The 26587-nt window shown below is 66.1% G+C and carries 22 protein-coding genes and 1 tRNA gene; 14 read left to right on the forward strand and 9 right to left on the reverse strand.

Translation table 11 applies throughout. The annotated features are described in order from the left end of the window. Positions 1 to 73 precede the first annotated feature (73 nt). Complete coding sequence (locus ACN0V4_RS03645) at positions 74 to 1690, forward strand: acyl-CoA carboxylase subunit beta (protein ID WP_417673168.1); 1617 nt, start codon at positions 74 to 76, stop codon at positions 1688 to 1690. 19 nt (positions 1691 to 1709) lie between these two features. Beyond that, positions 1710 to 3665, forward strand: a complete 1956-nt coding sequence (locus ACN0V4_RS03650) for an acetyl/propionyl/methylcrotonyl-CoA carboxylase subunit alpha (protein WP_417673169.1) — start codon at positions 1710 to 1712, stop codon at positions 3663 to 3665. Positions 3666 to 3686: 21 nt separating this feature from the next. Here the strand turns inward: ACN0V4_RS03650 and ACN0V4_RS03655 are convergent, their stop codons facing one another. Together ACN0V4_RS03655 and ACN0V4_RS03660 are read right to left on the reverse strand one after the other, a co-directional pair. Continuing rightward, entirely contained in the window at positions 3687 to 4355 is a 669-nt protein-coding gene (locus ACN0V4_RS03655; RefSeq protein ID WP_417673170.1) for a GntR family transcriptional regulator, read from the reverse strand. A 113-nt stretch (positions 4356 to 4468) separates the two neighbouring features. Then, positions 4469 to 5509, reverse strand: a complete 1041-nt coding sequence (locus tag ACN0V4_RS03660; RefSeq protein WP_417673171.1) for an MBL fold metallo-hydrolase — start codon at positions 5507 to 5509, stop codon at positions 4469 to 4471. A gap of 505 nt (positions 5510 to 6014) precedes the next feature. On the opposite strand from ACN0V4_RS03660, the gene ACN0V4_RS03665 reads away from it, so the two are divergent. Beyond that, positions 6015 to 6464: an MmcB family DNA repair protein gene (locus tag ACN0V4_RS03665; RefSeq protein ID WP_417673172.1), complete on the forward strand. Its 450-nt coding sequence runs from the start codon at positions 6015 to 6017 to the stop codon at positions 6462 to 6464. On the opposite strand, the gene ACN0V4_RS03670 is transcribed toward ACN0V4_RS03665, so the two are convergent. Then, positions 6454 to 6645 carry a DUF6324 family protein gene (locus tag ACN0V4_RS03670; protein ID WP_417673173.1) on the reverse strand — a complete coding sequence of 64 codons (192 nt, stop codon included), beginning with the start codon at positions 6643 to 6645 and terminating at the stop codon, positions 6454 to 6456. The two genes, ACN0V4_RS03665 and ACN0V4_RS03670, sit on opposite strands and share 11 nt — an antisense overlap. Positions 6646 to 6710: 65 nt before the next feature. On the opposite strand from ACN0V4_RS03670, the gene ACN0V4_RS03675 reads away from it, so the two are divergent. Continuing rightward, on the forward strand, positions 6711 to 6914 hold the full coding sequence (locus ACN0V4_RS03675; RefSeq protein WP_417673174.1) for a hypothetical protein: 204 nt from the start codon (positions 6711 to 6713) through the stop codon (positions 6912 to 6914). A 217-nt stretch (positions 6915 to 7131) separates the two neighbouring features. After that, positions 7132 to 7208, forward strand: a tRNA-His gene (locus ACN0V4_RS03680). Between the two features lie 218 nt (positions 7209 to 7426). Here the strand turns inward: ACN0V4_RS03680 and ACN0V4_RS03685 are convergent. The 5 genes from ACN0V4_RS03685 to ACN0V4_RS03705 all read right to left on the reverse strand — a co-directional run bounded on the left by ACN0V4_RS03685 (position 7427) and on the right by ACN0V4_RS03705 (position 13026). Next, positions 7427 to 9304, reverse strand: a complete 1878-nt coding sequence (locus tag ACN0V4_RS03685) for an alpha/beta fold hydrolase (RefSeq protein ID WP_417673175.1) — start codon at positions 9302 to 9304, stop codon at positions 7427 to 7429. After that, on the reverse strand, positions 9304 to 10191 hold the full coding sequence (locus ACN0V4_RS03690) for a branched-chain amino acid ABC transporter permease (protein ID WP_417673176.1): 888 nt from the start codon (positions 10189 to 10191) through the stop codon (positions 9304 to 9306). Before ACN0V4_RS03690 ends, ACN0V4_RS03685 begins: the two co-directional genes overlap by 1 nt. After that, positions 10191 to 10970: an ABC transporter ATP-binding protein gene (locus ACN0V4_RS03695; RefSeq protein WP_417673177.1), complete on the reverse strand. Its 780-nt coding sequence runs from the start codon at positions 10968 to 10970 to the stop codon at positions 10191 to 10193. The genes ACN0V4_RS03690 and ACN0V4_RS03695 overlap by 1 nt, the downstream gene beginning before the upstream one ends. Beyond that, positions 10963 to 11700 carry an ABC transporter ATP-binding protein gene (locus ACN0V4_RS03700; RefSeq protein ID WP_417673178.1) on the reverse strand — a complete coding sequence of 246 codons (738 nt, stop codon included), beginning with the start codon at positions 11698 to 11700 and terminating at the stop codon, positions 10963 to 10965. Before ACN0V4_RS03700 ends, ACN0V4_RS03695 begins: the two co-directional genes overlap by 8 nt. A gap of 93 nt (positions 11701 to 11793) precedes the next feature. After that, positions 11794 to 13026, reverse strand: coding sequence for an ABC transporter substrate-binding protein (locus ACN0V4_RS03705; protein ID WP_417673179.1), 1233 nt, complete (start codon positions 13024 to 13026; stop codon positions 11794 to 11796). 140 nt (positions 13027 to 13166) lie between these two features. Between ACN0V4_RS03705 and ACN0V4_RS03710 the strand changes: the two genes are divergently transcribed. Continuing rightward, positions 13167 to 13892, forward strand: a complete 726-nt coding sequence (locus tag ACN0V4_RS03710; RefSeq protein ID WP_417673180.1) for a helix-turn-helix transcriptional regulator — start codon at positions 13167 to 13169, stop codon at positions 13890 to 13892. Positions 13893 to 13912: 20 nt separating this feature from the next. Here ACN0V4_RS03710 and ACN0V4_RS03715 read toward each other — a convergent pair whose 3' ends face one another. Next, positions 13913 to 15553: an AMP-binding protein gene (locus ACN0V4_RS03715; RefSeq protein WP_417673181.1), complete on the reverse strand. Its 1641-nt coding sequence runs from the start codon at positions 15551 to 15553 to the stop codon at positions 13913 to 13915. Between the two features lie 156 nt (positions 15554 to 15709). Between ACN0V4_RS03715 and ACN0V4_RS03720 the strand changes: the two genes are divergently transcribed. The 8 genes from ACN0V4_RS03720 to ACN0V4_RS03755 all read left to right on the forward strand — a co-directional run bounded on the left by ACN0V4_RS03720 (position 15710) and on the right by ACN0V4_RS03755 (position 26573). After that, complete coding sequence (locus ACN0V4_RS03720; protein ID WP_417673182.1) at positions 15710 to 16924, forward strand: acetyl-CoA C-acetyltransferase; 1215 nt, start codon at positions 15710 to 15712, stop codon at positions 16922 to 16924. A 10-nt stretch (positions 16925 to 16934) separates the two neighbouring features. After that, positions 16935 to 18338 (forward strand): enoyl-CoA hydratase-related protein, encoded by a 1404-nt coding sequence (locus ACN0V4_RS03725; RefSeq protein ID WP_417673183.1) that lies wholly within the window; start codon positions 16935 to 16937, stop codon positions 18336 to 18338. Positions 18339 to 18343: 5 nt separating this feature from the next. Further along, positions 18344 to 19648: an aminotransferase class III-fold pyridoxal phosphate-dependent enzyme gene (locus tag ACN0V4_RS03730; RefSeq protein WP_417673184.1), complete on the forward strand. Its 1305-nt coding sequence runs from the start codon at positions 18344 to 18346 to the stop codon at positions 19646 to 19648. Between the two features lie 28 nt (positions 19649 to 19676). Beyond that, on the forward strand, positions 19677 to 20057 hold the full coding sequence (locus tag ACN0V4_RS03735; RefSeq protein ID WP_417673185.1) for a nuclear transport factor 2 family protein: 381 nt from the start codon (positions 19677 to 19679) through the stop codon (positions 20055 to 20057). Positions 20058 to 20225: 168 nt separating this feature from the next. Then, positions 20226 to 20984, forward strand: a complete 759-nt coding sequence (locus ACN0V4_RS03740) for an IclR family transcriptional regulator (protein ID WP_417673186.1) — start codon at positions 20226 to 20228, stop codon at positions 20982 to 20984. 323 nt (positions 20985 to 21307) lie between these two features. Next, positions 21308 to 23317 carry a hydantoinase/oxoprolinase family protein gene (locus ACN0V4_RS03745; protein WP_417673187.1) on the forward strand — a complete coding sequence of 670 codons (2010 nt, stop codon included), beginning with the start codon at positions 21308 to 21310 and terminating at the stop codon, positions 23315 to 23317. Further along, positions 23314 to 24909, forward strand: coding sequence for a hydantoinase B/oxoprolinase family protein (locus tag ACN0V4_RS03750; RefSeq protein ID WP_417673188.1), 1596 nt, complete (start codon positions 23314 to 23316; stop codon positions 24907 to 24909). Before ACN0V4_RS03745 ends, ACN0V4_RS03750 begins: the two co-directional genes overlap by 4 nt. Before the next feature lie 53 nt (positions 24910 to 24962). Further along, positions 24963 to 26573: an ABC transporter substrate-binding protein gene (locus tag ACN0V4_RS03755; RefSeq protein ID WP_417673189.1), complete on the forward strand. Its 1611-nt coding sequence runs from the start codon at positions 24963 to 24965 to the stop codon at positions 26571 to 26573. Positions 26574 to 26587: the final 14 nt, after the last annotated feature.

A 26587-nucleotide genomic window follows, 5' to 3' on the forward strand; every position in this document is an offset into this window, starting at 1 on the left:
CCACCGCTAGGGTGCCGGGAATGGGCGCGGGACAATGGTCCCGCGCCGCCCCGAACCCCGAAGCGGACAGAGCATGGCACGGATAGACAGCGCAATTTCCCCAACCTCCGAAGGTTTCCAGACCAATCGCGCCGGCATGCTGGCGCTGCTGGCCGAGCTGGAGCAGATCGAGGGGCGCACTCGCGCCGCCTCGGAACGGGCGCGGGAACGGTTCGAGACGCGCCATCAACTGTTGCCGCGCGACCGGGTGGCGCTGTTGCTCGATCCGGGGCGGCCGTTTATCGAGCTGTCGAAACTGGCGGGCTTCGGCCTTGATCATCCGGACCCGGCGAAATCGGTGGCAGGCGGCGGGGTGATCGCCGGCATCGGCTATGTCGCCGGCATCCGCTGCATGATTAGCGCCTCGGACAGCGGCATCGCGGCGGGGGCGCTGCAACCGATGGGGCTGGAAAAACAGCTCCGCGTGCAGGAGATCGCGCTCGAGAACAAGCTGCCCTTCATCCAGCTGGTCGAAAGCGCCGGCGCCAATCTGATGGCCTATCGGGTGGAGGATTTCATCCACGGCGGCAGCATCTTCCGCAATCTGGCGCGGTTCTCGGCCGCCGGCCTGCCGGTGCTGACGGTGACGCATGGCAGCTCCACCGCCGGGGGCGCCTATCAGACCGGGCTGTCGGATTACATCATCATGGTGCGCGGCCGCACCCGGGCGTTTCTGGCCGGCCCGCCGCTGTTGAAGGCCGCTACGGGGGAAATCGCCACCGAGGAGGATCTGGGCGGGGCGGAGATGCACACCGGCATTTCCGGCCTTGGCGATTATCTGGCCGAGGATGACCGCGAGGCGATCGGCCTGGCCCGCGCCATCCTCTCGAACATCGACTGGCACGGCCCGGCAGAGGCGCCGCGCGACGTGGTGCCGCCGGCCTATGCGGCCGAAGACCTGCTGGGCATCATGCCGATGGATCATCGCCAGCCCGTCGACATGCGCGAGGTGATCGCGCGGATCGTCGACGGATCGGATTTCGTCGAATTCGGCGAACGCTATGGCAGTGCCACCGTTTGCGGCACCGCGCGGATCGGTGGTTGGCCGATCGGCATCCTGACCAACAACGGCCCGATCGACCCCAATGGCGCCGCCAAGGCCACCCATTTCATCCAGAGCTGCTGTCAGGCCGGCACGCCGCTTCTCTACCTCAACAATACCACCGGCTTCATGGTCGGGCGCAGCTATGAGGAGGCGGGGATCATCAAGCACGGCTCCAAGATGATCCAGGCGGTGACCAATGCCACCGTGCCGCAGTTCACCATCTATTGCGGCGCCTCCTTCGGGGCGGGGAATTACGGCATGTGCGGCCGGGGGTTCCATCCGCGGTTCTGTTTCAGTTGGCCCAATGCGCGCACCGCGGTGATGGGGGGCGAACAGGCCGCCGGCACCATGGCGGTGGTGCAGGAGGCCCGCGCCGCGCGGATGGGGGAGGAGATCGACCAGGCGCGGTTGGAGGCGATGAAGGCCAAGATCGTCGAGACCTTCAACAGCCAGATGGGGGCGACCTATACCTCGGCGCGCCTGCTGGACGACGGGGTGATCGACCCGCGCGACACCCGCGAGCTGCTGATCGAACTGATGGCCGTCGCCCGGGACGAGGCCGCGCGCCAGCCCAATGCCATCCAGTTCGCCGTCGCGCGCCCCTGAGACCGGAGACCCGAGAGCCATGGACAAGAGCACCCCTTTCACCAAGCTGCTGATCGCCAACCGGGGCGAGATCGCCCTGCGCGTCATGCGCACCGCCAAGGCGATGGGTTATGCCACCGTCGCGGTCTATTCCGAGGCCGACGCCGGGGCCGAACATGCGCGCGCCGCCGATCAGGCCGTCTGCATCGGCGGCGCGGCGCCGTCGGAGTCCTATCTGCGGATCGACCGGATCATCGCGGCGGCGCGCGCCACCGGCGCCGACGCGATCCACCCGGGCTATGGGTTTCTGGCGGAAAATCCTGACTTCCCCAAGGCTTGCGCGGCAGCCGGCATCGTCTTTGTCGGCCCCTCGGCCACGGCGATCCGGGCGATGGGCGACAAGGCCGGCGCCAAGGCGCTGATGATCGCGGCGGGCGTGCCTTGCGTGCCCGGCTATCAGGGCGCGGATCAGGGGGCCGAGACCCTCTTGGCCGAGGCGCGGCGGATCGGTTTCCCGGTGATGATCAAGGCCACCGCCGGCGGCGGCGGGCGCGGCATGCGGCTGGTCGCGCGGGAGGAGGTGTTTGCCGAGGCCCTGCGCTCTGCGAAGTCCGAGGCGAAATCGGCCTTCGGCAGCGATGTGGTGCTGTTGGAAAAGGCGATCCTCAATCCCCGCCATGTGGAAATCCAGGTGATGGCCGACCGTCACGGCAATGCCATCCATCTGGGTGAACGCGACTGTTCGGTGCAGCGCCGTCACCAGAAGCTGATCGAAGAGGCGCCGTCGCCGGCCGTCGACGCCGATCTGCGGGCGCGGATGGGGGCGGCCTCGCTCGCCGCCGTGCGCGCCATCGGCTACGAGGGGGCGGGGACTTTCGAATATCTGCTCGATGCCTCCGGCGGTTTCTATTTCATGGAGATGAACACCCGTCTTCAGGTCGAACACCCGGTGACCGAGGCGATCACCGGCCTTGATCTGGTGGCGCTGCAATTGCGCGTTGCCGCCGGCGAGGCGCTGCCGCTGCGGCAGGAGGATGTCACCTTTTCCGGTCACGCGATCGAGGTGCGGCTTTGCGCCGAGGATCCGCAGGCCGGCTTCATGCCGCAAAGCGGGGCGATGGAACGCTGGGCGCCGGCGCCCGGCATTCGCGCCGATCACGCTCTGAGGGATGGTGCCCCGGTGCCGCCGTTCTACGATTCGATGATCGCCAAGCTGATCGCCCATGGTCCGGATCGCGAGGCGGCGCGGCGGCGTCTGCTCTCTGCCATCGAGGGGACGGTGGCGCTGGGCCTGCGCAGCAATCAGGACTTTCTTGGCGCCTGCCTGGCTCATCCAATGTTTCAGGAAGGTGCCGCAACCACCGGATTCATCGAGGAAAATCGCGATGACCTCTTGCCGGAAACCGATCCTGCAGAGGCGCGCGCCGCAATGATCCTGGCGGCGCTGCTGCGGGCTGGTCCCACCACGGGGTTGGCGCATGGTTTCCCGACGCCGCTGCGGTTGGAGCGCAATGGCACCCTCTATGACCCGCAGGTGCGGGCGCTGAGGGCTGGCGCCTGCCAGGTCACCATGACCGGGCAGGACCCGCTGGCGCTGACCGTCCTTCACCGCGACCGGCACGCGGCACTGATCGAGTTCGACGGTATCCGCGAGCGAGTGGCGCTGTTGCCGGAAACGAACACCCCGGCGCTGCGACGTGCCGGGCGCAGCTTTGATTTCCGCGATCTCAGCTTTGCCCCGACGGTGCGCGGCGGCGCGCAGGGCGACGGTCGGGTACGGGCGACGATGAACGGATCGGTGGTCTCGGTCGAGGTGGCGGTCGGTGATCAGGTCGAGGCCGGGCAGAAGGTGCTGGTGCTGGAGGCGATGAAGATGGAGCACACCCATACCGCCGCCGTCGCGGGCATCGTTGCCGCCGTGCATGTCGCGGCGGGCGCGCAGGTCACCGCCCATGCGGTTGTGGTCGAGATTACGCCCACGGCGCCCCCGGCCTGACGCCGGGGGCGCCGCCCGGGATTATTCCGGGAAATGCGGCAGAAGATGCGAGGCGGTCATCAGCACATAGGCACGGGCGGTCTTCTCCGCCTTGGCGCCATCGCCGCTGAGGATCGCCTGCGTCATCTTGCGATAGCCCTCGACCCGTTCCTTCACCGGCACCGCCAGGCGATTGCGGATCAGGTGCACCTGCAGCCGGGGCAGCAGGGTGGCAAGCTCGGGGTTGCCGCTGATTTCGATCAGCGCGCGGAAATAGCGGTCGCGGCGGCGGATGAAGTCGAACCGGTCGCTCAGATCCTCATGCGCGGCGATGGCGTCGAAATGCGCCTGCAGCTTTTCGCGCGCGCCCGGCGCGTCGATATGCTGCGCCGCCTGCCGCGCGGCGAGGCCCAGCACCACCTCCATGATGGCGAAGTTGTTCTCGGCGTCGTGCCGGGTCATCCGCCGGATGCTGGCGCCGCGATAGGGGTGCGACACGACGATGCCGTCCGAAGTAAGCTGTTTCAGCGCCTCGCGCACGGTGCTGCGGCTGACCGAATAGTGCTGCATCAGGTCGGGTTCGACCAGCCGCTGACCCGCGACATAGCGCCCCTCATAGAGGCCGCGCACGATATCGCGCACGATCACGGTCGAGGAGCTGATCGTTGCCTCTCCCTTGCCGCCATCCTTGTCGCGCCGCGTCTTGTCCATGTTCGTTCCGCATCCTCTGGGTGATCCCGCGGCTATCGCTTTTAGAGGGTTTCAGGCCTTTCGGCCAGCCGCCTTGCGAAACCGGGGGTGCTCAGCTCGGGCTATGGCATCGCTCAGGGCGTCGTCAGCCGCCGGTGGCCCTCGGCGTCGATCTGCCAGACCAGCTCGCCATCGGCGGCGAGATAGTTCATATGCGCCAGCACCTCGCTGAAGGCGAAGCTCATCTCATGCGGGCTGAGCGTCTGGTGAAACAGCACCGGCACCAGCTCGGCGGCCGAGACTGGGCGCACCGCTGCCTCGCCGCGGATCAGATCGCAGCGGTAGCCGTGATGGGCGATCAACTCGCGGCAGCGCTGATGCAGCCCGACGAAGGGCAGTCGGTGACCGGAGAGAACCAGCGCATCCTCGGGGATATCCTCGATCAGCGCCTGCAGCGAGCGGATGAAATCGCCCAAGGGGTTGCCATCGGGTTCGAAGGCGGTGACCGAGATATTCGGGCTGATCTTCTCGATCACCTGATCGGCGGCCAGCAGGATATTGTCCTCGGGGGCGTAGAACATCAACTGTTCGGGGCAATGGCCGTCGCCCGAAAGCACGTTGAAGCGGCGCGTTCCCACCTGCAGCCGGTCACCGGCGGCGAGCCGGCGATAGGTCAGCGGCGGTTTGGACAGCATCCGCATGTATTGATGCCCCTGCACGCTGACCAGGGCCGCGATCTCGTCGCTCATCCCGTGGCTGATGAAGAAGTCGCTATAGGCGCTGGCCGCGAGCAGTTCGGGCGAGTTGAAATAGGTGGTGGTCGACAGGAAGGTGGTGCGGCTGGTCAGCAAGGGGATGCGCAGGGTTTCGCACAGCCAGCCGGCCAGGCCGATGTGATCGGGGTGATGGTGGGTGATGATCAGCCCGGTGATCTTTTCGCCCTGCATCGCGCCGGCCAGCATGGCGCGCCAGGCGTCGCGGGTCTCGGGGTTGTCGATGCCGGTGTCGATGATCAGCCAGCCGTCGCCGTCCTTCAGGAAATAGACGTTCACATGATCGAGCCGGAACGGCAGGGCAAAGCGCGCCCAGAGAATCCCGGGGGCGATTTCGATCAGCTCTCCGGGGGCGGGGGCAGTGGCAAAGGGATGCTCGAGAGGGGCGTTCTGGGGGATCATCTGGTTTTGCTTCCGTTAGGTCACGCCATGGTGCTGCAGGTGCGGGCCAAGCGCAACCACGCCCGAGGTCGCTTGCGCCCGGAGGCTGGGATGCGACGGAACGTCAGGACAGGATTTTGGGGGGGATGGCGGACAGCCGGATGGATCATGTGGCGGGACCACCGCAAACGTGCGGTTTGATTCCCGAGGACCTGTATGTACAGGTGGGCGCCAGGTAATCAGGCCAAGACCTGAACAGAGCCAGCCCCCTCGGAAATGTTTAAGGCCACCGGAATGCTACCGAACACAGGAAGGGCAGTACCCGCCACGGATCAGAGGTAGGGCGCCGCGAAGGGGCGCGCAAGGGGGCATGCGAGGATTTCGAATTCCGAGGTGGCAGGGGGCGCTGTCCCGCCTTCTGCCAAGACGCCCGCGGGATATGCCCATCTGCAAAACGGCGGGAGGCGGCGGGCAGCGACTGAGAAGGGGGCTTGATTTTTGTTCCCTAAATGTTCACATTTGCGCCATGCTTGAGGAACTGCAGCCAGGACAGCGATTGGCCCGCGGGGTGGCGCGTCATCTGACGCGGCTGGGGTTCGTGTCGGTCGAGGAATTCGTACCCGCCCGCGGCTTGCGCGTTGACGTGATGGGGCTGGGGCCGAAGGGCGAGATCTGGGTGATCGAATGCAAGTCCAGCCGGGCGGACTTCCAGTCTGACGCCAAATGGCACGGCTATCTTGAGTGGTGTGATCGCTATTTCTGGGCGGTGGACATGGCGTTTCCGACCGAGCTTTTGCCGCAGGAGAGCGGGCTGATCATCGCCGACCCCTATGATGCCGAGATCATCCGGATGGCGCCGGAGGCGAAGCTGCCGGCGGCGCGGCGCAAGGTTCTGATCCAGAAATTCGCGACCCATGCGGCGCGGCGCCTGCAGGCGCTGCGCGACCCGGGTGTTCTGGGGCTGGTCAGCCTTTGACGTGGCGCGCGGCCTGAGCGGCGGCGCGGATTTCCTCGGCGATCTCCTCGGCTTCTTCCGGTTCGAAATCCATCGGGATTTCGGTGCCATCGGTCGCTTCGATGAACAGCCGGACCATGCCCTTGTCGGTGGGTCCGATCTGCAGGTTCGCCTCGATATCGCGTTCGGTGTTGATGCCCATGACGGCCTCCTGTCTCAAGGCGCTTCTGCTAGCTCTTCGGAGGTTGAGAATCAAGCGGCATCCGCGTGCAGATGGGGCTGTGCGATGTGATCCCGCGCCCGTTTCGTCGCGATGGCATGTCCTGGCGGGGGGAGCGTCACCAAAGCCTCTATGCGAAGGATGGGGGAGGAGAGCACAGCTTTGGCCCGCTGGAGGCAAGCCGTCTTGTGGAATTCGTCGCCGGTCAGGATCCGAAGCGGGGCTGGATCACGGAAGCGGCCGGGCTGTGACTAGCCCCGCCTCTGCCCGAGGCGCATCGCGAGATGGTGCTTTGACCCCAGGAGAGCCAGCGGGCGGCCAGGGCGCCTTATGCCGCTGCCGGCTGGAGACTGGAGCGCCGCGAGCCGCCGCGATCCCTCGGTGTCGAGCCGGTTGAACAAAGCTGCAGAATAGTGCGGTAAAGCGCTTGCAATCCCCGGAGCGGTTGGCTAAATCCCCCTCCACAGTGCCGCCTTAGCTCAGTTGGTTAGAGCGCTGGATTGTGGATCCAGAGGTCCCCCGTTCAAGCCGGGGAGGCGGTACCATCACTCTCAGACAGAATTGATTGATGTGTTGCAGGCGACAGGCCTGCGATCGGCGCTGGCGATTGGCCTGGGCGCCTTTTCCTATTGGGTTTTGATGTCGCCCCGCGACAAGCGCCGATGGCGTTGCGGGCCATGCTCGGCGGGGCCGGGTGCATCTGGCCCTGCGGCTTCGCCCGGTGAAACGGGACGGCCAAGGTCAGGCCGCCCCCGGGGAAGTGTTAGAATGCTCCGTTGCCGCCGTCGGTTTCGGCGAAGCGCAGGAAAGAGAAATAGGACAGGTCGAAAACGTCCGTCCGGTTGAAGAAGGGCGCGTGCTTGCCGTCCTGGATGTCCTGCGGCGCGCCCTTCCAGAGATTGCCGTATTTCAGCCCGGCCACATAGGCGTGGTTCAGGAACGGATCGTCGTTGCCGTTGAGGATGGCGGTGGGAATGCGCCCCTCGGCCAGCATCCGCATCTGCCGCGGCCAGTCGACGATGGCGAGCTTGGTCATCATATAGAACCGCGCCCGCCCATCGGTCCGCCGCACCGCCCGGTGCAGGAAGGCGCTGTCTTCTGACAGCGGCGCGGTGGCATGCTGGCCGTAGGACCGCGCCTCCTCGCGCGAGAAATACTGTTTCGACGTCAGCACCATATGCGCGGTGGGCATATAGGCGCGGCCCATGTCGTCGGGCACCACGGTCAGCGGTGGCGTGCCGCAGATGGCAAGCGAGGTGACCTCGACCTGGTCCCGCGCGGTCAGCTCCAGCGCCACATAGCCGCCGAGCGACCAGCCGAAGACATGGACCCGGGCAACGCCGCAATCGGCCAGCACGGCTTCGGCGATCTCGGCATAGGCTTTGACGTTATAGGCGGTCTCGGGATCGGCGTTATCCGACACGCCATGGCCCGGCAGGTCGAAAGCGATAACGCGGTATCTGTCGGCGAAGCTGCGGAACTGCTTGTAGAACGCCTCCTTGCAGGCGGAGTTGCCATGCAGGAACAAAAGCGCCGGTCTGTCGCCACCGGGACCGGTGTCGGCGATGGCGATCTGCCCATAGGCCGTTCGCAGCATCCGTTCCTTGGCGCCGGTCAAGGCTTCGCGTGCGGCCTTTTCGCGGTGCCGACGCAGGCGGGCGATAGTCTGGCTGCGCAGCCCGTCGGCGATCTCGCGCAGGTGCTGCAGCGCCGCCCAGAGCCCGCCGGGATAGAAGACCACCACCAGGATGATGGCGAGCGCCACGATGATGTTCTGCCAGGGCCCGAAGCCCGCCAGCCATTCCGACAGGAAGGAGATCGCGAAGGCGCCGATCAGCGGCCCCCAGATGGTGCCGGTGCCGCCCACCAGCAGCATCGACAGCACCAGTGTCAGGAAGCCCATCCCGAAGGCATCGGGCGAGGCGACCCGCAGATAGGCGCCGTAGAAGCCGCCGGCGATGCCGGTGAAGATGGCGCTGGCGGTCAGCGTCAGCGCCCGCGTCTTGGCCTCGGACACGCCGCGGGCGATGGCGTAATACTTGTTGTCCCTGAGCGCCATGATCGCCCGGCCCAGGCGCGAGCGGGTGAGGAGGTAGAGAAAGGCCAGGTTCAGCGCCAGGAGCCCCAGCCCGATGTAATAATAGCCGATGCGCCCGTCCTTCGACAGGCGATAGTCGCCGATCTGCAGCGTCGGCAGCGTCACCATGCCCGAGGTGCCCCCGGTCACGTCGGACCAGGAGATCACCACCAGATAGATCAGCTGGCTGAGCGCGATGGTGACCAGGATCACATATATCCCGTCAAGCCTGAGCACCGGCAGCGCGATCAACAGCGCCACGATGGCCGCGGTGCCGCCGCCCGCCAGGATCGCCAGCCAGGGCGAGACGCCCAGCGTCTTGGCCAGGATCGCATAGGTGTAGATGCCCACCGCGAACAGCGCCACATGGCCGAAGTTGAACAGGCCGGCATAGCCCAGCGACAGATCCCAGTTGGTCGCCACGATGGCGAAGATGAAGGCCAGGATCATCACATGGCGGAAATAGGTGGCCTCGAAGACCAGCGGATAGACCAGCAGCGCCACCGCCGCGACGATCAGCGGCACCAGACCTTGGGTCTTGTGAAGGGGGGGATCGTAACGCATCACAAGGTCCTCTGGTATTTGCCGAAGAGACCTTCGGGCTTGATCAGCAGCACCACGATCATGGTGAAGAACAGCACCGCAGGCGCCCAGTAGAGGCCGACGAAATAGACCGAGAAGGCCTCGATCTGGCCGATGATCAGCGCCGCGTAGATCGGGGAGGAGAAGCGCGCCACGCCGCCGAAGATCACCACGATCAGCGCCTTCATCAGCGGCTCCGACCCCATCGAAGGGCTCATGAAGCGGATGGTGCCGACGAAGATGCCGGCCAGTCCCGCCGTCAAGGCCGAAAGGCCGAAGACCATGGCGAAGTAAAGCGGCACGTTCAGCCCCAGCAGCGCTGCGGCATCCTGGTTCTGTGCCACCGCCCGCATTGAGCGGCCGGGTTTCGAATAGCGCAGGAACAGCCCCACGCCGATGAGGATCGCCAGCACCAGCCCGATCAGCAGCAGCTCGGAGCGGCCAAGCGACAGCGCGCCGATATCGACCGCCCCCTGCGCCAGCGGCGGGATCTGCTTCGATCGCGCGCCCCAGATCAGTTGCAGCCCGTTTTCCAGGATCACCGCGCCGGCAAGCGTGGTGATGACCGAGATCAGCACGATGTCCTGGCGCCGCTCGAAGGGTTTGACCAGCAGGAAATGCAGCAGGGCGCCGACGGCGAACATCACCAGGCTGCTCAGCACGATGGCGGGGACCATCGGCAGACCCCAGGCGTCGGTCGAGGAGAATTGCCAGGCCAGATAGGCCCCGAGCGCGATAAAGGCGCCATGGGCGAAGTTGAAGATGCCGAGCGTGGTCCAGACCAGCGACAGGCCGGTCGCCATCAGCGCATAGAGCGCGCCCAGCACCAGTCCGGATTTGACGATATCCATGAGGATCGCGGTATCCATCAGTGCGCCTCTCCAAACAGCATGGTCATGAGGGTTTCGTGATCGGGCATCTCGGCCTTGCCCATCCGGCCGGAGAAGCGGCCGTGATCGAAGAGGTAGAGCGTGTCGATGATCTGTTCGAGAAAGGCGACATCCTGGTCGATCAGCACCAGCGGCAGCCCGTGGTTGCGCACGCTGAGGATGGCGTCGCACAGCTCCTGCCGCACCTTGGGCGACAGGCCCAGCGTCGGCTCGTCGAGGATCAGCAGTTTCGGCGCCGCCATCAGCCCGGCGGCCATCGACACCATCTGGCGTTCGCCCCCCGACAGGAAACGGATCTTGTGGCCGGCACGCTCGCCCAGGCGCGGGAACAGGTCCTTCACCTCCGACAGGTTCCAGCCCTTGCGGCCGCGGGCGGCGGTGGTGGCGATCGACAGGGTTTCATCCACCGTCAGCTCGGGGAACAGCAGGTTGCCCTGCTGCACATGGATCAGCCCGGCGCGCGCCACCGCCTTGGGGTCGATCCGGCGGCGGGTGACGGCGTTGTAGTTGAAGTTGCGCATCCGCCGGCTGCCGCGCTCGCCCTCGCGGTTCATCCGCTCGCCGCAAAAGAAGATATCGCCCGCCCAGGGGTCGATCAGCCCGGACAGCGTCTTGAGAAAGGTGGTCTTGCCATGGCCGTTCGGCCCGAAGATGCCGATGCTTTCGCCGGCGCCGATCTGCAGGTCGATGCCCGAGAAGATCTGGGTGGTGTCGTATCCGCCCGACAGGCCGCGGACGTCGAGGATGATCTCACTCATGCGCGACCCCCAAATAGGCTTCGATGACGGTGGGGGCGCGGGTCACCGTGACGGGATCGCCATTGGCGATCACCCGGCCCTGGTCGAGGATCAGGAGCTGGTCCGACACCTCCATCAGCAGCGCCAGCACATGTTCGATCAGCACCACGGTCATGCCGTTGTCGCGCACCCGCAGGATGATCTGCTTCATCCGCTCGATCTCCGGCCCGGTGAGCGAGGAGGCGGGTTCATCGAGCAGCAGCACCTTGGGCTGCAGCGCGAGGGCCGAGGCGATCATGAGCTGCTTGCGATAGAAGATCGGCACGCTGCCAGCGGGAGAGTTCTGCATGGTGGCGGGAAAGCCGACCAGCGCCAGCGCCTCTTCCGCGCGTTCGAGCTGTTCGGCGAAGGGTGCTGTCGGCACCAGGCTTTCGACCGCCACCAGCACGTTGTCGATGGCCGAGAGCGAGGCGAAGACATTCTCGCGCTGAAAGGTGCGGGCGATGCCGGCGAGCGCGATGCGGTGCGGCGACAGCCCCTGGATCGGCCGGCCGTTCAGCAGCACCTCGCCCCGGGTGGGGCCGAAGGGGACCTTGGTCATGACGTTGAACAGGGTGGACTTGCCGCTGCCGTTCGGCCCGGCGATGCCGAATATCTGCTGCGGCAGGACGTCGAAACTGACGTCGTCGACGGCCCTGAGACCGCCGAAATGCTTTGCCACGCTCCGGACGGAGAGGATGGGGGCAACCATGCATGGACTCCGGAAAAAAGGGCCCCACGCCGTGGACCGGCACGGCGCGCAGGCGCCGCCGATCCAAGGCGAGGGGCAGTTGGGGGAGGTGGGTTACTTCTTCAGCCAGGGCGGCGTCTGGAAATCGGCGTCCGCATAGGCCTTGGGCGCGATCATGTACCGCTTGCCGTCCCAGATCTGCCAGAAGGTGGTGGGCGAGCGGTCGTCAGCCTGGGTCGCCACATGGGTCGCCGGGTCGAATTCCAGGATGCCCGAGGCGACTTCCTTCTTGGTGCGGCCGATGGCGGCGCCGATGGCATCGTGATCCTTGGGATCGCCGACCTCGCGCAGGGCGTCGAAATAGACGTTGGCCTCTTCATAAAGCCCGACGCCATAGGAGCCCGATTCGATGCCGTAGCGTTCCTTGTAGTCCGCCATCAGCTTCTGCCCGCGCGGCCATTTCGAGGTGTTGAGCGGCGCCGAGATCAGGTTGTAGAGCACGCCGGTGGCGGCGTCGCCGGTCAGTTGCAGGAATTCGGGCACCGAGGGGGCGTATTGCAGGAACACCAGGCTGTCGGTCGGCGCATCGAGGAACTGCTTCATGAAAAGCGCCGAGTTGCCGGGGATATAGTCGGTATTGACCACAAGATCGGGGTTGGTTTCCTTCACCTTGGTCAGGATCACCGTCCAGTCGCTGACCTCGCCGAAGGGGACCAGCTCATCGACGACGATCTTCCAGCCGCCGTCGGCAAAGCTTTTCTTCATGCCCTCCGAGATGGTCTTGGAATAGGGGTTGTCGGACGAGATGATCGCCACGGTCTTGCTGTCGACGGTGATCTTGCCATCGGCGGCCAGCCCGTCGACCAGCGGCAGGAGATCGGTCTCATAGCCTTTGAAATCGGCGGTATAGGACCAGCAGCAGTTGTAATAATCCGGGTCCTTCGACACGATGGCTGCGAAGGCGGGCGACGGGCCCGAGGCGATATAGGGCATGTTCTCTTCGGCCATCAGGTCGACCTCGAACATCGACAGGCTGGCGTATCCGGTCAGGATCACCTCCACCCCGTCGGTGCCCAGCAGCCGTTCCACCGCGCTCGACACATTGGCGGCGGAGTGGTCTTTGACGTCGGCCACCTCGAGTTCGAAGGTATGGCCGGCGACGCCGCCGTTGGCATTGGCCTCTTCGATCGCCCATTTGGCGCCGCGCACGAATTCTTCCCCATCCGAGGCGGTCGCCCCGGTCAGCGGTGCCAGCACCCCGATCTTGACGACATCCGCCAGGGCCGTGCTGCCCATCAGCGCCGTCGCCAACCCGAGCACGACGCCCAGTCTGTTTTTCTGCGTCATTTTTGTTGACCTCCATGTTGCGGTCCGCAGCGTGCCAGAGGCGACCGGGCGGACGGTACTGGCAAATCTTGCAAAAAGAGCGCCAAGCCGGCAGAATCTTAACGCTCCTTCCACCTTGCCGGACGAAAGGCGATCAGACCGTGGGTCTTGGCGAACTCGATTACCTGCCGCAGAAACCGGCGCCCGACCGGGACAGCTTCCTTGCCGAGATCGAGGGGTTCTTGCGTGACTTCGGCATGTTGCGGTTCAGCTATGCCGCCTTCAGCGATGCCCGGGCCGAGGCGCTGGGCCTGCCCGGCACCTTCAAGCTGACCACCAATTACGATGCGCATTGGGCAAGCCGCTATCAGGGGCGGCACTATGACCAGATCGACCCGGTGATTCAGGTCGCAAAGACCTCTCGCACCCCGTTTTTCTGGGGCTCTGGCCCGTTTCTGAAACCCTTCCGCAAGCGGCAGCGGCTGGTGTTTCACGAGGCCAATGAATTCGGCATCTCCTATGGCTTCTCGATCCCGATCAATGGCCGCAACGGGCTCGAACTGGTCACCTTCACCTCGGACAATCGCAGCGTGGTGCGCGACGCCTTCTCTGGCCATGGCAGCAAGCTGATGGTCGCCGCCTATCACATCGCCGACACGCTGAACGCGCTTGAGCCGCAGGTGAGGGTGGAGGAGACGCCGCTGACCCCGCGCGAACGCGAAAGCCTGATCTGGGTGGCCGAGGGGCTGACCAGTCAGGAAATCGCCGAGAAAATGACCATCTCGGCCTCGGCGGTGAATTATCATCTGAACAACGCCGCGCGGAAGCTGTCGGCGCGCAACCGCCATCACGCCGCCCTGCTGGCGCTGAAGAAACACTGGATCTGAGTGCCGGCCCGGGCGGGGGCTCAGCTCCTCGCCGCTGCGGCCTCGCGCTCCTGCAGGGCGCGCCAGTCGACCTTGTGCGAGGCGGTGCGCGGCAGGCTGCCCACGAATTCCACCAGACGCGGCAGCTTGAAGGCGGCCAGTTGCGGGCGCAGCCAGTCGGTCAGCTCCCCGGCGGTCAACCTGGCGCCCGGGCGCAGCTGGATCAGCGCCTTGACCGTCTCGCCGCGATAGGCGTCGGGGGCGGCGATGACGCAGCAGCCCTCCACCGCCTCATGGCCGAAGATCACGCCTTCCACCTCGGTCGGCCAGACCTTGAAGCCCGAGGCGTTGATCATCCGCTTCAGCCGGTCGACGATGCGGTAATAGCCATCCGCCTGCCGCAGGGCGAGATCGCCGGTGCGCAGAAAGCGTTGGCCGTCATGAGAAAAGAAGGTCTCGGCATCGGCCTCGGGCCGGTTCCAATAGCCCAGCATCAGCTGCGGGCCGCTCACCACCAGTTCGCCGACCTCACCGTCGGGCAGCGGTGCCAGCGTGTCGGGATCGACGATCATCGAGCGGGTCATCTGCGCCGGGATGCCCACGGTGCTGGCCTGTGGCGCGTCGATCGGGTTCAGATGGGTGGGCGACATGGTTTCCGACATGCCGAAAGCCTCGACATATTCCAGCCCGAACTGGGTCTTCAGCCGCGCCGCCACCGGCCCCGGCATCGCAGCACCGCCGCCGGTCAGAACCGTGACCCGCGCCAGCGCCGGCGTCACCGCGCCGCCGCGTGACATCATATCGACCACCATGGTCGGCGGCGCATTCCAGAAGGTCACGCCGTAATGGGTAAAGAGCGCGATTGCCGCCTCGGCCTCCCAGCGGGTCATGATCATCAGCGTGGCGCCGGCATGGATCGCCGCGTTCATCGACCCCTGCATGCCGGCGACATGGAACAGCGGCTGCACCGCGGTCACCACGCTGTCTGCGGTGATCCCGTACCATTCCACCTGCAGCACGGCGGTATGCATCACGCTGCGGTGGCTGTGCAGGCAGCCTTTCGGCACGCCGGTGCTGCCTGAGGTATAGGGCATCACCGCCCAGTCGGTCGCCGGCGCATCCTCTCCCGGCAGGCGGGCGGGGACGGGGGGGCGGAGCGCCTCGGCCCAGGGGATCAGCCGCTCGTCGCCGGAGAGATCGAGGGGCGCGGCCTGGGTCACCGCCGGCGGCGGGGTGACCGGGGTGTCGGGCAGCATGTCGGCATAGCGCGCGACGATGAGCGAGAGAGCCTCCGCTCCCGGCCAACCGGTGAACCGGTCCAACACCTCTTCCGCCGCCAGCACCACCCGCACGCCGGCGTCGCCCAGGATGGTGGCGACCTCTTCCGCGCGATACATCGGGTTCAGCGGCACCACCACGCCGCGCGCCGCCAGCACCGCGTAATAGGCGATGACGTATTGCGGGCTGTTCTGCATGTCGATCGCCACCCGATCGCCGGGGGCAACGCCGAGGTCCAGCAACGTCCCCGCGACATGGCGCACCGCCTGCCAGAGCTGGGCAAAGCTCAGATCGGCGCCGTAATAGGCCAGCGCGCGGGCCTCGGGCCGGGTCTCGGCCTGATGGGTGAGATTATAGAGCAGGCTGCCGTCGGGCCCGAGATGCGCTGCGCTGGGCGGGGTCATCACTTTGCTATCCTTTCGGCCTGGCGCGGCAAGGGCCGCGAGTTGCCTAATTGCTAGCACCCGTCGCCGACAGAAAATAACAAAAATCGGAAAAATCTTGCGAATATTCGAAACTCGTGATTTCCGTTTGTACAAATTCTCAGCGGAGCCGCCGACGTGACCCCATTTCCGGACGTCTATATCTGTGACGCCCTGCGCACCCCTCGCGGCAAGGGCCGGGCGGGCGGCGGGCTCGCCACGGTCAAGCCGGTGCGGCTGGTCGCCGATCTGCTGGCCGAGCTGCAGCGCCGCACCGGATTCGCGCCCGAGGCGGTGGACGACATCATCCTCGGCTGCGTCTCGCCGGTGGGAGAGCAGGGCGGGCCGATGGGGCGCACGGCGGCCTTGCTGAACGGCTGGCGGACCGCCGCGCCGGGGCTGCAGGTGAACCGTTTCTGCGCCTCGGGGCTCGAGGCGATCAACCTGGCGGCGCAGAAGATCCGATCGGGCTGGGAGCATCTGGTGATCGCCGGCGGTGTCGAATCGATGTCGAGGGTGCCGATGTTCTCGGACGGTGGCGCCTGGCAGTTCGACCCGGAGATTTCCACCGCCTGCGATTACCTGCCTCAAGGCATCAGCGCCGATCTGATCGCCACCTTGGCGGGCATGACGCGCGCCGATCTCGACGCCTTCGCGGCGCGGTCGCACCAATTGGCGGCACGGGCCTGGGCGGCGGGGCATTTCGACCGTTCCGTCGTGCCGGTGGTGGACGAGCTGGGGCTGCCGCTGCTGGCGCGGGACGAAAACATCCGGGCCGGCGCCAGTATCGAGACCCTTGGCGCGCTGGCGCCGGTCTTTGGCGACATCGGCGCGGGCGGCTATGATTTCGTGGCGCTGGGGCGCTATCCGCAGGTGCCGGCGATCCGTCACGATCACACCGCCGGCAATTCCTCGGCCATCGTCGACGGGGCGGCGCTGGCGCTGCTGGCCTCTGCCAGCCAGGTGGAGGCGTCGGGGCTGACCCCGCGCGCCCGGGTGCTGGGCACCGGTCTGTGCGCCTCGGAACCGGTGATCATGCTGACCGGCCCGGCCGAGGCCGCGCGGCGGGCGCTGGCGGTCGCGGGTCTTGGTTTTGACGACATTGATCTTTTCGAGGTGAATGAGGCCTTCGCCTCGGTCCCGCTGCACTTCATGGCGGACACCGGCGTGCCGCTGGAGAAGGTGAATATCGACGGCGGCGCCATCGCCATGGGCCATCCGCTGGGGGCGACCGGGGCGATGCTGCTGGGCACGCTGATCGACGCCTTGGAACGCACCGGCGGCAAGCGGGGTCTTGTCACCCTGTGCATCGGCGCCGGCATGGGTTCGGCCACCGTGATCGAGCTGGTCTGAGGGGATGGCGATGTATCTGAGCGAGAGCCTTGGCCCCGACGGCATCCTGACCGTGACGCTCGCCGATCCCTCCGGTCCGGTGAACCGCACCACGGCGCAGTTCAAGGCTGAACTGGGGGCGCTGTTGGACCGGCTCGAGGTCGCGCCGGTGCGCGGGGTGATCTTTCTGACCGACCGGCCGGCCTTCGGGGTGGGCGGCGATGTCGACCAGATCGCCGAACTCGCCGCCGCCAGCCCGGCGGAGATCTTCGCCGACAGCCAGCGGATCAAGGCGCTTTACCGGCGGATCGAACGGTTGCGCCTGCCGGTGGTCGCGCTGGTCGAAGGGCTGGCGGTGGGCGGCAATTTCGAACTGGCGCTGGCCTGCCACGCCTGTTTCGCGACGGATGACGACAGCATCCGGCTGGGGTTTCCCGAATGCTCCATCGGGTTGATCCCCGGGGCCGGCGGGTTGGTGCGGCTGGTGCATCTTCTGGGGATCGAGGCCGCCATTCCGCTGATCGTCGAGGCCAGGTTGATTGCGCCCGCCCGCGCGGCGGAGCTGGGGCTGATCACCGGGCTTTGTGCCGATCGGGCGGGTCTCATGCAGGCGGCGCGCGACTGGATCGCCGCCAACCCGGCGCCGCAGCAGCCCTGGGACCGCCGGGGGCACCGGGTGCCGGGCGGTGGCCTGTTCGACCGGCGCGGGCGTTTTCTGGCGCAGCAGGGGCGAACCTCTGCCCTGGTGCAAGCGGGGCATGGCCGGCAATTGGCCGAGATCGTGGCGCTCTCGGGGATCTGCGACGTGGCGGCCTGTAGCTTTGCCGATGGAGAGATCATCGAAAGTCGGCTCTTCGCCCGTCAGGCGATCAGCCGCGAGGCCGAGGTGCGGATCGGCCTGCGGCTCAAGGACCGATCGGTGCTGAAACGGGCCTCGCAACCGCCGGACACAGCATTCGCCGAGACCTTGCGCGAGGCCTTGCGGGACGAGATCGCAGCGCTGCGGGGGCAGGGCGTGCCGGCGGCGCTGATCCGCAATGTGGCGACACATGCGGGCTATGACGCGGGGGCCTTGGGGATTGATGATGCCGCGGAGAGCCTCAAGGGCGATCTGCCCGCGCTGGCCGACATCGAGACGCGGCTTTTGACGGCGCAATGCTGTGCCGCCCTGCGCGCGCTTGCCGAGGGCGCCTTGCGGTCAGCGGCCGGCATCAATAGCGGCGCGGTTCGCGAGGCCGGCTTTCCCGCCTGGACCGGTGGGCCGCTGCGGCTGGTCGAGGCCGAGGGCGCCGCCGCTTTCCTGAGCCGCTGCACCTTATTGGCCACCGAGCTGGGCGCGCGCTTCGCGGTGCCTTTCGCCACGGCGGCAGAGCTTCAGGCGGCGCTCGATGCGGCGCGGGCCTTTGACACCGAGACACTCGAACAACAGGGATGACCGACATGTCACGACTTCTGAACACCAGCCTGACAACCAATGACGAGGCCCCGGTCTATGTCGTCGACGGCGAGGGCTGCTGGTACACGCTGTCCGACGGCCGCCGGGTGCTGGACGGATCGAATTCGGCCGGCTCGCTGGGCCACCGCCATCCGGATATGGTGGAAACCATCCGCAAGGCGGCGGAATACCCGGCGATTTCCGAAGGTTGGGCCTGGAAGGGACGGACCCAGGCGGCCGAGGATCTGATCGACATCGCTTTCGAGGGTGAAACCGATTGGGTCGGCGGCGTGCGTTTCGGCCTGTCGGGATCGGAGATCAACGATCTGGCGCTGTCGCTGGGCCAGGCGCTGACCGGCCGGTCGGCGGTGGCCACGCGCGAACGCGCCTATCACGGGCTCACCGGCCTCTCGCGCGAGGTGACGACGCAGCCGCAATGGCATGGCGGCCTGTCGCGCGGCGATGGCAGCGTCAGCCCGGCGGCGGCCAATTGCGCGGTGCGGGTGATCGCGGCCCCCGACAGCTCGCTCTACGGCCAGCGGGTGGTGCACTATCCGCCGATGAGCCGGGACGAGATGGCCAATGTGCTCTCCGATGCCTCCTCGGTCATCATCGACTATACCCAGGGCGGCATCTATCACGACGGCGCCTATCAGGATCAGGTGGCTGCGGCGGCGAAACAGGCCGGTGCGCTCTGGATCGCGGACGAGGTGGTGACCGGTGCCGGCCGCTCGGGCCGCTGGTTCGCCTTCCAGGGCGGCACCGCGCGGCCTGACATGGTGACCATGGCCAAGGGGCTGGCCGGCGGCGCCGGTCCGATCGGCGCGGTGATCCTGTCGAAGGAACTGACCGAGCAACTGAACGATGCCGCCTGGCAGAATTATTCGACCTATCGCGGCCATCCGACCGCGATGGCGGGGGTCTCGACCTATCTGAAGGTGGTGAAGCGCGACAAGCTGCTGGACCGGGTCGCGGCGCTGGGCGCGGTGATCGGGCCGCGGCTGGTCGAGATGGCCAAGCGTCACCCCAGCGTCGCCCGCGTCGATGGCCGCGGTCTGCACTGGACCGTCGAATTCCACGGCCCCCATTGGAACCAGTGGACCGCCGCCACCCGCGAAACCCCGATCGCTTCGAAAGTCGTGGCCGCCGCCATGGCCGAAAACGTCTCGATCGGCACCAGCGGCGAGCAGACCTCGCTGTTCCTGGCGCCGGCGCTGGTGATCTCGGATGCCGAGATCGACCAGCTTCTTCAGGTGCTCGATCACGCGCTTTACGTGGCCGACGAAGATTTCTCCCGCACCGCTGGCTGAGCGGCGGGCCAACTGAAAGGACCCTTAGATGACTGACCAATTCAAGGATGACGAAGCGCAGGTCGCGGCGCTGATTCAGGAATATTTCGACGCCCTCTATGACGGCGATGTCGCCCGCTTCCGCGAGGTGTTTCATCCGCTGTGCCGGCTGTTCGCCGTTGTCGACGGCAAGGTGGTGACCTTCGATCATGAACCCTACATGGCGCGGGTCGCCGGACGTCCCTCCAGCGCCTCGCGCGGGGATCGGCGCGATGATCAGGTGCTGGCGCTGACGGTGGCAAGCCCGACCACGGCCCACGCGCGGGTGCGCGACCTGTATCTGCCCAGCCAGTTCATCGACGAGCTGCTGTTCCTCAAGGAAGGCGATCGCTGGTGGATCGTTGCCAAATCCTGGCACGTGCTGGCCTGACGGTCGGCCCTTTCCGAATTCCGGAATACAATATTGACAGAGCGTCGCCGGCAGAGCAATTAGAACCGGTTGACGCTCTTTCGCGTCAGGTGGAAGATCGCGAAAGCGTATTGAAAGCATAGACATTGCTGCGGGGTCTCCTCGCGCGCGGAACGAGGGGGCAGACAGATGACCGAGGCAGACGATAGCCCGCTGGGTCGTGCATTCCGGATTCTGGAAACTCTTTCGGCGCATCCCGAGGGGCTGACCCTGTCCGAGATCGCCGCCGCGACCGGGTTGGTGGTCGCGACCGTGCACCGCCAGCTCAATACCCTGATCAGCGTCGGCGCGGTGCGCAAGCTGAACACCAAGGCCTTCGTGCTGGGCGAACGCATGTGGATGATGGCCAGCCAGATGACCAATGGCGCCGATATCACCCATTCGGCGGTGCCGGTCCTGAAGGATCTGGCGGACCGTTTCGGCGAGACCAGCTTTCTTGCCCGTCTGGTGGGGCAGGGGGTCGAGGTGATGTCGACCTGCACGCCCACCGCCTTCGGGCAGGCCTTTGTGCAGCCGGGGCGCGGCATGCCGCTCTATGCTGCCGCGACCGGGAAAATCCTGCTGGCGCTGAGTTCGGACGCCTTCATCGACGATTATCTGAAGCAGCCGCGGCAGGTGTTCACCGCGAATACCAAGGTGAACGAGGCGGATATCCGTGCCGAGATCGCCGATATTCGGCAGCGTCAGGTCGCCATCTGCAACAACGAATTCGACCCGGGCATTCTGTCCTATGCCGCCGCGGTCGAGGATCGCCGCACCGGGCTCAGCTATGCGTTGGCGGTCTTCGGGCTGGCCGATCGGTTTTCCTCCATCGACCGGGGCACCGTCGAGATCCAGCTTTTGAACGCGGCACAGCGGTTGTCGCTGTCGCTGCGCGGGATTGGCTGAGCGGCAAGCTTTCCGTTTTTCGGAAATCCCATGAGGCGCTAGCCGGCGAATCTTTGGCCGCCTGTTGCTGTCTGATTGTGATTTCCCCGATCTGCCTGACCTGAAGCATAGCGCTTTTGAGGTCCGAAAATTTCCGTAAATCGGAAAAATATCCCCTCTCGTTTCCGGAATACGATGCAAACTTGGGCAGCGCCCTGTCGCGGCCTGCCGTCACGGCGCTTTGTTCTCCCCCTGAGGAGCAAGTTTGGTTGACAGTTATTTTCAGCATGAGATGTTCGAAAAAACGAGAAAACTTGTCGAATATCGAAAAGTGAGGATATCCAGTGTCGGAGTGGCGCCTAGGAATTGATATCGGGGGCACGTTCACCGACGTAATCGCGGTTTCCCCGGATGGGATGAACCGGCGGTCGGCGAAGGTTCCCAGCAAGCCGGCAGAGCCGGTGCAGGCGATTGTCGAGGCGATTTCCGCCGTCGATCTGGCCTGGGATGAGGTGAGCGAGATCGTCCATGGCACGACCATCGTGACCAATGACATCGTCGAGCATAACTTCCCCCCCTGCGCGCTGATCGCCACCACCGGATTCTCCGACAGTATCGAAATCGGCCGCACCTCGCGCCGGGCGCTCTATCGTCTCGACCTGCCACCGAAGGTGGAGCCGCTGGTCCCCGCCGCCCTTCGGTTCGAGGTGCAGGAACGTCTGTTCTCGGACGGCACGGTCCTGACCGAGCTGACCGAGACCGAGATCGACCGGGTGATCGCCGAGATCAAGAAGACCGGTGTCGAGACCGTGGCGGTCTGCCTGCTGCATGCCTTTCAGAACCCGGCGCATGAGATCAAGCTGGGCGACCGGCTGGCCCAGCATTTCGCCAATGTCTCGCTCAGCCACGAGATTTCCCCGGAAATCCGCGAATTCGAACGGATGAGCACGACGGTGCTGAACGCCATGATGATGGGCAAGATCCGCGCTCATCTGCAGCGGATCGAGGAGACCAAGGCGCCGGACAGCCGTGTGCATCTGATGCACTCCGCCTCGGGGATGGCGACGCCCGAGCTGATCGCCGAACGGCCCTTGATGCTGGCGATGTCCGGTCCGGCCGCCGGCGCGCTTGCCACCACCGAGATGGCCCGCGCGCTGGGGATCAAGAACGCGCTGACCTTCGACATGGGCGGCACCACCACCGACGTCTGCCTGATCGTCGACGGCCGGGCCGAGATCGCGGCGAACCGGGAACTGGGCGGCCAGCGCATCCGGCTGCCGATGGTGGCGGTGGATTCCATCGGCGCCGGCGGCGGCTCGATCGCACGGCTTGTCTCGGGCGCGCTGGAGGTCGGTCCGCGCAGCGCCGGCGCCACCCCGGGGCCGGCCTGCTATGGCAAGGGCGGCGTGCTGCCGACGGTGTCGGATGCCGACATGGTGCTGGGCTATCTCAATCCCGCGCGCACGCTGGGCGGTTCGGTGCCGTTGCAGCCGCAGCTCGCCGAGGAGGTGATCCGCGCGCTCGGGGCCGAGATGGGCTTTGACGTCAAAGAGGCCGCCGTCGGTATCACCCGGGTGGTGCATGCCACCATGGCCCGGGCGCTGCGCAAGGCGACGGTGGAGCGCGGCCTTGATATCCGCAGCTTCGATCTGGTCGCCTTCGGCGGCGCCGGTCCGATGCACGCGGTCGAGGTCGCCCGCATCTGCGGCATCCGCAAGATCGTGGTGCCGATGTTCTCCTCCGGCTTCTCGGCCTTGGGCTGCGTCGATGCGGCGATGAGCTACTCGCGGCAGTTCACCGTCAGCATGAAGTCGCGCGACTGGGATCAGGGCCGGCTTGATGCGTTGTTGCGGGACGAGATCGACACGCTGTCGAAGGCGCTGATCGAGGCCGGCCATGATTGGGAAAGTCTGCGCGTCACCCATACCGCCGGCGTCCGTTACTCCGGGCAGAGCTATGAGACCCCGATCCATGGCCCGGCCTTTGCCGATCCGGATCAGTTGGGCGCGCAATTCGATGCCGCCCACAAGGCGATCTATGGTTATTCCACCGGCGAGACCTGGGAGCTGATGACCGTGCGGACCGAGGTCACCGGCCCCGGGCGCGGCGGCGAGGCGGCGGAAATCGTCGGCGGAACCGTGACCCCGGCGCCGGTCGGCTGGCGCGAGGTCACCTTCGAGACCGGCGAAAGCGCCAAGACCCCGGTCTTTGCCCGTGACGCGCTGGTGGTGGGCGAGGTGCTGCAAGGCCCGCTGATCGTCGAGGACGACTGGTCGACCGTCGTCATCCCGCCGCGCGAGACCATCCGCCGCGACGCCACCGGCAACCTGCACATCGAGGTGGACCTGCAATGAAGGACATGACCGTGAAACTCGATCCCGTCTCGCTGGAAGTGATCCGCAACGCGCTGACCGCGGTGGCGGAGGAAATGTCGAGCGTGGTGATGCGCGCCGCGCGCTCGCCGCTGTTGCGCGAGGCGGGCGATCATTCCTCGGCGCTGACCGATGCCAATGGCTATCTGGTGGCGCAGGGGCGGGACGTGCCGGTGCACCTGGGCGTGCTCAGCTTCACCGTGCGGGAGTTCATCCGCATGGTCGGCCGCGCGGCGCTGAAACCGGGCGATGTCTGGATCCTGAACCTGCCCGATGTCGGCGGCAATCACCTGCCGGACGTCAAGCTGATCCGGCCGATCTTTCACGATGGTCAGCTCTATGCCTTTTCGATCAGCCTGGCGCATTGGGCCGATGTCGGCGGCGCCATGCCGGGCAGCTATTACGCCGCCGCCTTCGATTGCTGGCAGGAGGGGCTGCGCATCCCCCCGGTCCGCCTGGTCGCGGGCGACGAGATCGACGAGGAGAAGATGGGCCTGATCCTTGCCAACGTGCGCGGCCCGGCCGAGCGGCGCGGCGATATCCTGGCGCAGATTTCGGCCACCACGGTCGCCGGACGGCGGCTGGAGGAGCTGCGGCTGACCTATGGCGTCGATTTCCTGATGGCCGCCTTCGAGGCCATCCACGACCGCGCCGAACGCCAGATGCGCGAGGCGATCGCCGCGATCCCCGATGGCGTCTATGAGGGCGAGGACTTCATGGATGACGATGGCCACGGCGGCGCCCCGGTGGCGATCCGCGTCAAGGTCACCATCGCAGGCGAGGCCGCCAGTTTCGATTTCACCGAAACCGACAACGCGGTGCCGGGCGCGCTGAACACCACGCCCTTCATCGCCGCCGCCGGCGTCTTCTATGTGATGAAGGCGCTTTATGGCCCGGATATCCAGCCCTCTGCCGGCTGCTATCGGCCGCTGTCGGTGGTGACGCGGCCGGGCTCGATCCTCGATCCGCGCGCCAATGTGCCGGTGGTCGGCGGCAACCACGAGACCTGCCAGCGGGTCGCCGATGCCATCTTCAAGGCGCTGGTTCCCGTCGCGGCCGAGAAGCTTTCCGCCGGGGGGCCGACCACGGCGGGTCTTCTGATCTTCTCCGCCCGCAACGAGGGGGGGGATTATTCCACCTTCTACGAGGTGCACGGCGGCGGCGAGGGCGCCCGGATCGACCGCGACGGCATGGCCGTCACCCGGGTGCACCTGGCCAATGTGATGAGCACGCCGGCCGAGGTGATCGAAACCGAATATCCGATCATGGTCGAACGCCAGGCGCTGCGGCCGAATTCCGGCGGGGCGGGGGCGCATCGCGGCGGCGAGGGGCTCGACCGGGTTTACCGGATGATGGCCGACAATGTCTCGCTCACCACCATGTTCGAACGGGCCGTGGTTCCCGCCTATGGGCTGGAGGGGGGCGAGGATGGCGCCCTGTTCGAAGTGGTTCTGACAAGAAAAGAAGGCACGCAGGAAAAGCTGCCCGGAAAACACAACGTCACCATCAACCGGGGCGATCGGGTCACCGTGCTGTCCTGCGGCGGTGGTGGATACGGGGCAAAACCGGACTGAACCGGGCCCCCGGAACACCAACGGAAAACCAACAGGAAAAGGTAGACGGAAGAATGAAAAGACGTGACTTTCTGAACGCGGCCGCTCTGTCCGGCGTCTCGCTTCTGGGCCTCAAGCTGGGCGTCGGGCCGGCGGCGGCGGCGGACCGCAACGATGTGATCCGCATTCTGCTGGAAGACAGCCCGAATACCTTCGACCCCTCGGGCACCGGCTATAACCCGGCCTCCTGCAACATCTCGTGGAACGTCTACGACCGGCTGGTCACCTATGGGTCGAAACCGGTCGCCGGAGAAGAGGACGCCTTCATCTACGATTACAACACCATCGTGGGGCAGGCGGCGGAAAGCTATTCGGTGTCTGACGACGGCAAGGTGCTGACCTTCAAGATGCGGGACGGCGCCAAGTTCCACGATGGCCGCCCGGTCACCGCGCAGGATGCCAAATGGTCGCTGGACCGCGCGGTTTCGGTGCCGACCTCCAAGGCGCAGCTCTCCACCGGGTCGCTGACCAGCCCGGACCAGTTCGTCGTTCTCGACGACATGACGCTGCAGATCACCGTGCCGCAGGCCGACCGCTTCACCCTGCCGAACCTCTGCATCCTGTTCCCGGCAATCATCAACTCGGAACTGGCGAAGGAACATGCTACCGCCGAAGACCCCTGGGCGCTGAACTGGCTGAAGACCAACGAGGCCGGCGGCGGCCCCTTCAAGGTCACCCGCTTCGTCGCCGATCAGCAGTTCGTGCTGGAGCGGTTCGACGACTGGAAGAATGGCGCGGTGCCGAGCCAGGCCCGCATCCTGGCGCAGATCGTACCGGTCGCCTCGTCGCGCCGCGCCGCCGCCGAGAAGGGCGAGGCCGATCTGGTCCGCGCGCTGTCGGGCCGCGACATCAAGGACGTGATGGACGAGGGCAAGCGCCGGGTTCTGGGCATCTCGAACCCCGCACGGATGGTGGCGATCGCGATGAACTCGGAAATGCCGCCGTTCAACGACAGGCGGGTGCGTCAGGCGGTGGCCTATTCGGTGCCTTATGAGGAAATGTTCAAATCGGTGCTCTACAGCCGCGGCACGCCGCTGTTCGGCGGCACCGCCGAGACCACCGAGGCGATCTATCCGCAGCCCTTGCCCTATACCCAGGATCTGGAGAAGGCCAAGGCGCTGCTGGCCGAGGCCGGGCTGGCCGACGGGTTCGAGACCACCTTCACCATTGACAGCTCCTATACCGCGACGAGCGAGCCGGTGGCGATCCTGATGCAGGAGGCGCTGGGCAAGATCGGCATCAAGGTGAAGATCGAAAAGGTGCCCTCGGCCCAGATCGGGCAATTGCAGACCGACCGCGCCCTGCCGATGTTCATCGCCATGGGCGGCGCCTGGCTGGCCGATCCGGATTACTTCTTCCGCATCTTCTACAACTCCACCCGCCGCTGGAACTACGGCAACTATCAGAACCCGGAGATGGCGCAGCTGGTCGAGGAGACCCGGTTCGAAAGCGACAGGGCGGTCTATGAGGCCAAGGTGTTGCGGATGATCGAGCTGGCCAAGGAAGACGTGCCGCTGATCGCGCTCTGGTCGCCCTTTGAGGACACCGTGCTGAGCGACGCGATCCACGGCTATACCTATATGTTCCACGGTCAGATCGAGATGCGGCCGCTCTACAAGGCCTGAGACTGAACCACCTT

The organism is Pseudodonghicola sp., from assembly GCF_048268305.1.
Lineage (GTDB): Bacteria > Pseudomonadota > Alphaproteobacteria > Rhodobacterales > Rhodobacteraceae > Pseudodonghicola.